8 protein-coding genes are annotated in these 10,002 nt (G+C 64.5%); 2 read left to right on the forward strand and 6 right to left on the reverse strand.

Going from position 1 to position 10,002, the window contains the following annotated elements; all coding sequences use genetic code 11:
• Positions 1-1,398 carry an aminotransferase-like domain-containing protein gene (locus CHB74_RS02345; protein ID WP_089217954.1) on the reverse strand — a complete coding sequence of 466 codons (1,398 nt, stop codon included), beginning with the start codon at positions 1,396-1,398 and terminating at the stop codon, positions 1-3.
• A 108-nt stretch (positions 1,399-1,506) separates the two neighbouring features.
• On the opposite strand from CHB74_RS02345, the gene CHB74_RS02350 reads away from it, so the two are divergent.
• Positions 1,507-2,406, forward strand: coding sequence for a DMT family transporter (locus CHB74_RS02350; protein WP_089218024.1), 900 nt, complete (start codon positions 1,507-1,509; stop codon positions 2,404-2,406).
• Entirely contained in the window at positions 2,381-3,226 is an 846-nt protein-coding gene (locus CHB74_RS02355; RefSeq protein WP_089217955.1) for a PhzF family phenazine biosynthesis protein, read from the forward strand. The genes CHB74_RS02350 and CHB74_RS02355 overlap by 26 nt, the downstream gene beginning before the upstream one ends.
• 69 nt (positions 3,227-3,295) lie before the next feature.
• On the opposite strand, the gene CHB74_RS02360 is transcribed toward CHB74_RS02355, so the two are convergent.
• The 5 genes from CHB74_RS02360 to CHB74_RS02380 all read right to left on the reverse strand — a co-directional run bounded on the left by CHB74_RS02360 (position 3,296) and on the right by CHB74_RS02380 (position 9,913).
• A complete protein-coding gene (locus CHB74_RS02360; protein ID WP_245842544.1) occupies positions 3,296-4,597 on the reverse strand; it encodes a dicarboxylate/amino acid:cation symporter in 1,302 nt (433 codons plus the stop codon).
• 93 nt (positions 4,598-4,690) lie between these two features.
• Positions 4,691-4,954, reverse strand: a complete 264-nt coding sequence (locus CHB74_RS02365; RefSeq protein ID WP_144033693.1) for a hypothetical protein — start codon at positions 4,952-4,954, stop codon at positions 4,691-4,693.
• A 177-nt stretch (positions 4,955-5,131) separates the two neighbouring features.
• Positions 5,132-6,670: a SpoVR family protein gene (locus tag CHB74_RS02370; protein WP_089217958.1), complete on the reverse strand. Its 1,539-nt coding sequence runs from the start codon at positions 6,668-6,670 to the stop codon at positions 5,132-5,134.
• Entirely contained in the window at positions 6,667-7,983 is a 1,317-nt protein-coding gene (locus tag CHB74_RS02375; protein ID WP_089217959.1) for a YeaH/YhbH family protein, read from the reverse strand. Before CHB74_RS02375 ends, CHB74_RS02370 begins: the two co-directional genes overlap by 4 nt.
• A gap of 22 nt (positions 7,984-8,005) precedes the next feature.
• The gene (locus CHB74_RS02380) at positions 8,006-9,913 is read right to left on the reverse strand and encodes a PrkA family serine protein kinase (RefSeq protein WP_218821365.1); all 1,908 of its coding nucleotides are present in this window, start codon (positions 9,911-9,913) and stop codon (positions 8,006-8,008) included.
• Positions 9,914-10,002 lie beyond the last annotated feature (89 nt).

Below are 10,002 nucleotides of genomic sequence, written 5' to 3' on the forward strand. Positions count from 1 at the left end.
TCAGGCCCGCGCCACCCTGTCGCTCAACACCCGGAAGATGCGCGGATCGCCGCATTGGGCAACATTCATCCGCAGGAAGCGGCCGGCCGACTGCGTAAGGCTGAAGACGTTGCCGGGCGCCAGCAGCACCCCATCCGCCAGCGCCGCGCGCGCCAGTTCGGCGGCATCGACACCATCGGGCAGGCTGCACCACAGGAACATGCCGGCGCGCGGCTCGATCCAGCGCGATATGCCGATTTCGTCCAGATGTTGCGCCGTCCGCAGCCGTGCCCGCGCCAGCCGTTCGCGCAAGGCCGCGACATGCTTGCGATAGCTGCCGTCCTGCAAGGTCCGCACGACGAGTTCGGCCGAGAGACGCGGCGCGCCGAAGGACGTCGCGATCCTGAGATCGACCAGCCGTTCCATCCAGTCGTGGCGGATGGCGACATAGCCGCAGCGCACCGATGCCGATAGCGCCTTGGAGAAGCTGCCGATCTGGATCACCCGATCAAGCCCGTCGAGCGCGCCGAGCCGTGGCGCCGGATCCTCCTCGAAATCGGCGAAGATGTCGTCCTCGATGATCGTCAGGTCATGCGCTTCGGCAAGCTTCAGCAGCCGATGCGCCGTGGCGTGCGACAGGGTGGCGCCCGTCGGGTTGTGAATGCCCGAATTGGTGACGTAGAGCCGGGGGCGATGCGCCTCCAGCGCCGCCGCAAAGGCGTCCATGTCCGGGCCGTTGGGCGTGAAGGGTATGCCGATGATCCGCGCGCGATGGGCGCGCAGCAGGGCGTGGAAATTGAAGTAGCAGGGATCATCGACCAGCACGACATCGTCGGGCTCGATCAGCATCCGGCACAGCAGATCGATCGCCTGCGTGCCGGATTCGGTGATCAATATCTGATCAGGCGAGGCTTCGATGCCGCGTTCCGCCATGCGCCGCGCCAGCAACTGGCGGAGCGCCGGCAGCCCGAGCGGGGTTCCATAATCGACCAGCGCATTGCCATTGGCGCGCGCCAGCGTGCGCAGCGAGCGCCGCAGCCCGTCCTCCGGCAGCCAGCTTGGCGGCAGCCAGCCGCATCCCGGCTTGAGCACATCGTCACCGGCTTCCAGCGACTGGCGCGACACCCAGAAAGGATCGATCGCGCGATCGAGCCGGGGACCGACATCGGCCACCGAAAGCGGCGGCGTGTGGCCGGCGACATAAAAGCCCGATCCCCGCCGCGACTGGATCACCCCTTCGGCGACAAGTCGGTCATAGACTTCCACGGCGGTCGACTTGGATACCCCGCCGGATTCCGCCAAGGCGCGGATCGACGGCAACTTGGCCCCCGGCACAAGCCCTCGCGACGCGATTCGCTGGCGCATTTCACCCGCCAGCCGATCGACCAGCGACCCGCCGGCCCGATCGCGATCCGCCATCCTTATTGCTCCATAGACCAGTACAGTTCAGGCAAACTGTACCGAATTGTCTCTCGCAAAACCATCCACCCAGCGCCAAGCGGGTACGAGATTTTCGTGGATGGAATGATGGACAGCAAGACAAGCGGCTGGATCAACGGCCTGACGGGCGTGCTGATATTCGGTGGATCCCTGCCGGCGACCCGCGTCGCGATCGCCGATTTCGACCCGGTTTACCTGACCGCCGCACGCGCCGCGATCGCCGGCATCCTCGCCCTCGCCATGCTGCGCGTGCTGCGCCAGCCGCTGCCCCGGCGTTCGGACATCGGCCCGCTGATGATCGTGGCGATCGGCGTGGTCGTCGGCTTTCCATTGCTGTCGGCGCTTGCCCTTGAACGGATGAGCACCGCGCACTCGATCGTCTTTACCGGCCTGCTGCCGCTCGCCACCGCATCCTTCGCGGTCTTGCGCGGTGGCGAACGGCCCAGTGCGCTCTTCTGGCTGTTCGCCACGCTCGGCAGCCTGATCGTCGGCATATTCGCGCTCAGCGGCGGCGCCGGCCTGCCCGGCGCGGGCGATCTGCTGATGTTCGGCGCCATCCTGATCTGCGGCCTCGGCTATGCCGAAGGCGCCGTGCTGTCGCGCCGGCTGGGCGGGTGGCAGGTGATCTGCTGGGCGCTGGTGCTATCCCTGCCCGTGATGATCGCGCTGCTGGCCGCTCTGCCGTCGCCATCCTGGGCGGCCGTCAGCGCCCCTGCCTGGGCGGGGCTCGCTTATGTCGCCCTGTTCAGCATGCTGATCGGCTTCTTTTTCTGGTATCGCGGGCTCGCACTCGGCGGCATCGCCAGCGTCGGCCAGTTGCAGCTCTTCCAGCCGCTGATCGGGCTGGCCGCCGCCGCCGCCGTGCTGCGCGAGCCCATAGGAGCGTCGATCATCGCCGTCACCGTCGCCATCGCCATCTGCGTGGCCAGCGCCCGCCATTTCGCCAACAGGAGACCCGTTCATGCCCTACCCGTTTCAGCTGATTGACGTTTTCGGCGAAGGGCCGTTCACCGGCAATCCCGTCGCGGTGGTCACCGACGCGGACGAGGTGCTCGATACCGCGACGATGCAGCGGATCACGCAGTGGCTCAACCTGTCCGAAACGACCTTCCTGCTGCCGCCCACCGATATGGATGCCGATTATCGCGTGCGCATCTTCACGCTGGAGCGCGAACTGCCCTTTGCCGGCCATCCGACGCTGGGCACGGCCCATGCGTGGCTTGCCGCCGGCGGCAAGCCCAAGCAGGCGGACCGGATCGTGCAGGAATGCGGCGCCGGCCTCGTCGCGCTGCGCCGCGATGCCGCTGGCCTTGCCTTCGCGGCCCCGCCGCTGCTGCGCGACGGCCCGGTGGCGCCGGACCTTCTTGCCGAAACGGCAGAGATCCTGGGCATCCGCGCCGATCAGATCGTCGATGCATCCTGGGCTGACAACGGCCCCGGCTGGATCGCCATCATGCTGGAATCGGCGGACGCGGTTCTCGCGCTCGAACCGGCGCGGCATTTTCCGCGACGGGTGGAAATCGGCGTGGTCGGCCCGCATCCCGCCGGCCATCCGATCGCCTGGGAATTGCGGGCCTTCTTCAGCGACCAGCATGGCGGGCTGATCGAAGATCCGGTCACCGGCAGCCTCAATGCCTCGGTCGCGCAATGGCTGTTCGCCAGCGGCCGCGCCACCGATCGCTATCTGGCGGCGCAGGGCACGCGGCTCGGCCGTAGCGGGCGCATCCGGGTGGAGCGCGGCGACGGCCCGCTGATCTGGATCGGCGGACACACCGAAACGCTGTTCCAGGGCGAAAGCGGCTTCTGATCGCAGGGCCGGCGGACGGCCCGGAGCGGTTGCGAGTCAGCGGATCATCCCATCCGCTCAAGAATCGCTCTAGCCGGCCGTCCGCTGGTAGGTTTCGACGTCGAGCTCCTTTTCCCAGCGCGCGACGGTGGTTGCGATGGCAAGATCGGCGGTGACGTTCGGCACGGTGCGCATCATATCGAGAATGCGGTCGAACGGCAGGATGAAGCCGACGACGATCGCCGTCTGTTCCGGGCCGATGCCGATGGCGGCAAACACGGCCGCCAGCACGAAGAGCGATCCCGAAGGCACCGGCGCCACGCCCATCGCGACGATCGTGGTGGTCGCCGCGATCACCAGATAATCGGCCAGATCGAGCGGGACGCCGAACGCCTGCGCGGCGAACAGGCTGAGCATCGCGACATACATGGCCGCGCCATCCATGCCGATCGTGGCCCCCAAAGGCAGGACGGTGGACGCGACCGGATGCGACACGCCGAGATTATTTTCGGCAACCCGGATCGCCACCGGCAGCGTCGCCGAGCTGGACGAGGTGGAAAAGCCCACCATGATCGCGTCGGCAATCCCGCGGAAGAAGGGCGCCACCGGCAACCATGCCAGCAGCCGCACGACGCCGCCATGGACAATGAAGGTCTGGAACATGGCGCCCGCCAGCACGCACAGCGCCAGTTTCAGGATGCTGACGAAGGTTTCCGGGCCATTGGCGCCCACCACGACGGCGATCAGCGCGAACACGCCGAACGGCGCGACCTCCATCACGAAGCCGACGATCTTGAGCATCACCTGCGATCCGCCGGCGAGCAGGCGACGAACCGGATCGGCCACCTCCCCCGCGGCGACCACGCCGGCGCCGATCAGCAAGGCGAAGAAGATCACCGCCAGCGTATCGCCGTTCGCCATGGCCTGAAACGGGTTCATCGGCACGATGTCCATGAACATCTGCCCGGTATCCTTGGGCGCGGCCACCGCGCGTGGAACGGCGTTCTGGAAATCAGCGCCAGCACCCGGCTGGATCAGCGTGGCGGCCACCAGCCCCACCGTCACCGCCAATATGGTGGTGAAGACATACATGCCGATCGTCTTGATGCCGATGCTGCCCAGCCGCCTGGGATCGGCAAGTTCGGCGACGCCCGACGCGATGGTGAGGAAGACCAGCGGCACCACCAGCATGCGGATCAACCGCACGAAGATATCGCCGATCCACTTGATCTGGCCGGCGCCCTCCCCCCATGCGAGGCCCGCGATCGTCCCCAGCACCAGCGCAAACAGGATCCGTTTCCACAACGCGATGCCGAACCATGCGGAAAGGCCACGGCGAAACAGCCCTGCCCGCCTTTCGGCATCAGGCTGATCGATGATCGTTCCGGTCACAGGCGCCCCCTTGAAGCTGCCGCGCGCCGGCGCATCCGCCGGTTGCCGCGCCAGCATACAGGCCGGCCCGCCAATCCCAAACGCCGCTTGCCGTCAGCGTGCGACAGCGCTCAGGCGAATGATGGGGTCCGATCCGGCGGGCGGGATAATCTGGACATTGCCTGCCTCGGCCGCGCGACGCCGATATTCGGCCGCCATCGCCTGATGCATCTTGCGTGCGGGGCCATCATCCGTCGCCGCAGCCAGTTGCTCATGCATTTCCGCGCGTTCCAGAAGTTCCGTCGGGTCCTTGGTCGTGAGCATGGAGGCCAACTCCTGCCGTCTCGCCCGATCCGCGCGTTCCGGCCGGATCGTCACATGTCCACCCCCCGAGGGCTCAACCGGTTGCGCCAAACGACCGAAATCGGCCTGTTGGCAGGGGGCAGACCATGCCTCCCGCATCGGCATGGCGCGCTCCAAATCCGTAACCATTCCATAGCGCGGACCGCGCCGAAAAGGAACCCGCCGCGCCGCGCCGAAGGGCGGTAGCGTGGGTTATTCAAGGCCAGCGGCGAACGGCTGGGCGCGGTGCTGCTTCAGTTCCTTGCCCGTCTCCCGATCCTTCTCCGTCAGGCAGACTTCATATCCCCAGAGGTTGGCCAGATGCTGCAACACCCGTTCCGCGTCGGCCGCAGCCAGCAGCACGCCGTCATTCACGTCATGTTCCAGCATCAGCCGACGATCGCCGGCAAGATCGACATCGACGATCTGGATCGTCGGTTCCTGCCAGCCGATATCATAATGCCGCATCAGCGCGCGGCGGATCTCGCGATAACCGCGTTCGTCATGGATCGCATCGACCCGCAACTTGGGCGCCTGCTGCTGATCATCCAGCTTGAAAAGCCGCCACTCGCGGATCAGGCGCGGACTGAGGAACTGGGCGACGAAGCTTTCATCGCGATAATTCGCCCAGATATCCTTCAACACGCCCACCGGATCGCCCGAGCCCGCTATATCGGGAAACCAGACGCTGTCCTCCTCGGTCGGCGCCACGCAGATCCGTTCGATATCGCGCATCATGCCAAAGCCCAGCGCATAGGGGTTGATGCCGCCATAATGGCCGGAATCGAAGGTCGGCTGGTGGACGACATTGGTGTGCGACTGGAGGAATTCCAGGAACGCGCCGTCGGTCAACTGCCCACGTTCGTGCAGCTTCGTGAGGATCGTATAATGCGTCCAGGTCGCGGCGCCCTCGTTCATCAGCTTGGTCTGACGCTGCGGGTAGAAATATTGCGCGATCAGGCGGATGATCCGCAGGATTTCGCGCTGCCACGGTTCCAGCCGCGGCCCGAACTTCTCCAGGAAATACAGGATATTCTCCTGCGGCAATTGCAGCGCCCGCGCGCGTTCGTCGGCGGGCACGACGGCTTCGGCCTTCCCGCGCGGCAGCGTGCGCCACAAATCGTCGTAGATGCGCTCCTGATAGGCATGGCGCTCCGCCTCGCGCGCGGCTTCGGCCTTGAGATCGCGGGCGCGCACGCGCGGATAGCGGTGGATGCCCTGATGCATCAGCGCATGGGCGGCATCGAGCAGATGTTCGACGCGATCATGGCCATAGCGTTCCTCGCAGTCCGCGATATAGCGCTTGGCGAATTCGAGATAATCGAGAATGCCCTCGGCATCCGTCCATTGCTTGAACGCATAATTGTTCTTGAAGAAGTGATTATGCCCGAAGGCCGCGTGCGCGATGACGATGGTCTGCATCGTCACGCTGTTTTCTTCCATGATGTAGCTGATGCAGGGATCGGAATTGATCACCAGTTCATAAGCCAGGCCGCGCACGCCCTTGCGGTACAACATCTCGTTCGACAAAAACTGCTTCCCGAACGACCAGTGTTTGTAGAAGAGCGGCATGCCCGTGGACGAATAAGCGTCGAGCATCTGCTCCGCCGTGATCACCTCGATCTGGTTGGGATATGTGTCGAGCCCCATTTCGCCGACAGCAACCTGCTCGACGGCATCGTAGATCCGCTGGATCAGCCCGAAATCCCAGTCATGGCCCTCGAACAGCGGCGTCGCGGATTTTACCGTCATGCCGCCCCTCCCCGCACGCCGACCCCGCGCCTTTGGAACAGTTCCCGGAACACGGGGTAAATCTCGCGACGGTGATGCACCTTGCGCATCACGAAACGGCCCTTGGGGGCCTGCACCGTCACATAGGCCTGCCAAAGGTCGCTATCGCTGGCGATGGTGCCGCCCGCCATGGGGTCTTCCTCCCGCCCGACCTCCAGATAGGCGGCATATTGGACGATCGGCAGAATCTGATCCTGCAGCAGCGCGATCGTACGGGGATTGTCCTGCGTCAGATTGTCGCCGTCGGACGCCTGCGCGACATAGATGTTCCAGTCGTCCGGCCGGTATCGGGCGCGAATGATCTCGACGGCCTTGTCCAGCGCGCTGGAAACCAGCGTGCCCCCGGTCTCGCGGCTGTAGAAGAAGGTATCTTCGTCCACCTCCTCCGCCCGGTCGGTGTGGCGGATGAAGACGACGTCGACATGGCGATAGCTGCGCGACAGAAAGAGGTGGAGCAGCGCGAAGAAACGCTTGGCGAGATCCTTCATATGCTCGGTCATCGAACCCGATACGTCCATCAGGCAGAACATCACCGCCTGCGCGACGGGCTTGGGCACCTCCTCATAACGGCGGTACCGCAGGTCGATCGGATCGATGTAGGAGATCAGCGAGCGGCGGCGGACCACATGGTCGCGTTCCTCGCGCAGGCGTTCCAGCAACGCCGCATCGCCGGGCTCCGGCGGGTTGCGCGCCTCGACCAGCGCGATCTCATCTTCCAGCCGCTGAAGCTCCGCACGGCTCGGCCGACGCAGCGCCAGCCGCCGCGACATCGCGTTGCGCATCGATCGCGGGATCGACAGGCTGGCCGGCGAGCCCGACGTCTTGAAGCCCGCCCGGCGCACCCCTTCGATTTCGCCCCCCGTCAGCCGACGCTTGGCGAGGTCGGGCAGTTCGAGATCGTCGAGGAAAAGCTCCAGAAACTCCTCGCGCGACAGCATGAAGCGGAACTCGTCCTCGCCATCGCCATCGCCCGCCGACGATCCGCCCCCGCCGCCCTGCTGGGGCCTGTCGATCTGATCGCCCGAAACATATTCGCGATTGCCCGGCAGCACATATTCGCGATTGCCGCCCTGGCCGGACCGATGAAGCGTCGGTTCGTGCACGCCATCGCGGACGATCGTCACCTCGCCCTCCTGGTCGATGCCCTTGATGCTGCGATCCTTCAGGCTATCGCGCACCGCACGCTGAACCAGCGCCCTTGCCCGCCGCAGAAAGCGCTGGCGGTTGACCAGGCTCTTGCCGCCCGGGTTTAGGCGTCGGTCGATTACGTGCATCTGCCGGCTGCGCCCGCCTCCTTCACCCCGCCTGCTTCACGCGCATATACCATTCCACGAGGCGCCGGACCTGCCGCTCGGTATAACCGCGCGCCACCATGCGCTCGACGAACTCGTCATGCTTCTTCTCGGTCTCGCTGTCCTTCTTCGAACCGAAGCTGATCACCGGCAGCAGATCTTCGACCTGGCTGAACATCCGCCGTTCGATCACGTCACGGATCTTCTCATAGGAGGTCCATGAAGGGTTCCGCCCCTGATTGCTCGCCCGCATGCGCAGCGCGAACTTCACCACCTCGTTACGGAAATCCTTGGGATTGGCGATGCCCGCCGGCTTCTCGATCTTCGAAAGCTCCTGATTGATCACCTCGCGATCGAGCAGTTGCCCGGTATCGGGATCCTTGAAATCGAGATCCTCGATCCACGCGTCGGCATAAGCGACATAGCGGTCGAACAGGTTCTGGCCGTAATCATGGTAGGATTCGAGATAGGCCTTCTGGATTTCGTTACCGATGAATTCGGCATAACGCGGCGCCAGATCGCCCTTCACGAATTCGAGATACCGTGTCTCGGTTTCGGCCGGCAGTTGTTCGTGCCGCACCATCCGTTCCAGCACATACATCAGATGCACGGGATCGGCGGCAACTTCGGTCGTGTCATGGTTGAAGGTGGCGGAAAGCGCCTTGAAGGCAAAGCGCGTCGAAACGCCGGCCATGCCTTCGTCCACGCCGGCCGCATCCTTATATTCCTGCTGGCTTTTGGCGCGGGGATCGACCTCGCGCATCGTTTCCCCGTCATAGACGCGCATCTTGGAATAGAGGTTGGAATTCTCATGCTCGCGTAGCCGCGTCAGCACCGCGAAGCGGGCCAGCATATCCAGCGTGCCCGGCGCGCAGGGCGCCTTGGACAGATCGGAACCGCGCAGCAATTTCTCGTAGATCTCCCGCTCCTCGGTGGCGCGCAGGCAATACGGCACCTTGATCACGAAGATGCGGTCGATGAAGGCTTCGTTATTCTTGTTGTTCTTGAAATTCTGCCATTCGGATTCGTTCGAGTGGGCCATGATGATGCCGGAGAAGGGAATGGCCCCGATATTCTCCGTGCCGATATAATTGCCCTCCTGCGTCGCCGTCAGCAGCGGGTGGAGCATCTTGATCGGCGCCTTGAACATCTCGACAAATTCGAGAATGCCCTGATTGGCGCGGTTGAGGCCGCCCGAATAGCTGTAGGCATCGGGGTCGTTCTGCGACAACAGCTCCAGCTTCCGGATGTCGACCTTGCCGACCAGCGACGAAATGTCCTGATTATTCTCGTCGCCGGGCTCGGTCTTGGCGATGCCGATCTGGTGCGTGCGCGATGGCATCAGGCGCACCACCTTGAAGCGCGATATGTCTCCGCCGAAATCGTCGAGCCGCTTGCGACACCATGGGCTGACAAGGCCCGACAGGCGCCGCCGCGGGATGCCATATTGATCCTCGATCGCCGCGCCATTCTCGTCCGGGTCGAACAGAGCGAGCGGGCTTTCGAACACCGGGCTGATCTCGTCGCCCGCCTTCAGCGCATAGATCGGATGGACCTCCATCAGCGCCTTCAGCCGTTCGGCCAGCGATGATTTGCCGCCGCCAACGGGGCCCAGCAGATAGAGGATCTGCTTGCGCTCCTCCAACCCCTGCGAGGCATGGCGGAAGAAGGACACGATCTGCTCGATCGTTTCTTCCATCCCGTAAAATTCGGCAAAGCTGGGGTAGATACGGATCGTGCGGTTCATGAAAACCCGCCCGAGCCGCTGGTCGCGCGCGGTATCGATGATCGTGGGTTCGCCGATTGCCGCAAGCAATCGTTCCGGCGCGCTGGCATACATCAGGGGATCGCCGCGACAATCGCGCAGATAATCCTGAAGCGACATCTCCGTCTGGCGGCGCGCTTCTGTCAACGGCGGAGCAAAAGTCGGCCATTCGGCGGCGTAAAACCAGGCCACGGTGTTACATGCCGGGGGGAGTGGCGTGAGGGCGTAGCCCGAAG

Origin of the sequence: Edaphosphingomonas laterariae (assembly GCF_900188165.1) — a bacterium.
Taxonomy (GTDB): Bacteria; Pseudomonadota; Alphaproteobacteria; order Sphingomonadales; family Sphingomonadaceae; genus Sphingomonas_E; species Sphingomonas_E laterariae.

Coding starts and splice junctions, on each gene's coding strand:
- CHB74_RS02345 (WP_089217954.1), bottom strand. CDS start 1,398: ATGGCGGATCGCGATCGGGCCGGCGGGTCGCTGGTCGATCGGCTGGCG.
- CHB74_RS02350 (WP_089218024.1), top strand. CDS start 1,507: ATGGACAGCAAGACAAGCGGCTGGATCAACGGCCTGACGGGCGTGCTG.
- CHB74_RS02370 (WP_089217958.1), bottom strand. CDS start 6,670: ATGACGGTAAAATCCGCGACGCCGCTGTTCGAGGGCCATGACTGGGAT.
- CHB74_RS02375 (WP_089217959.1), bottom strand. CDS start 7,983: ATGCACGTAATCGACCGACGCCTAAACCCGGGCGGCAAGAGCCTGGTC.
- CHB74_RS02355 (WP_089217955.1), top strand. CDS start 2,381: ATGCCCTACCCGTTTCAGCTGATTGACGTTTTCGGCGAAGGGCCGTTC.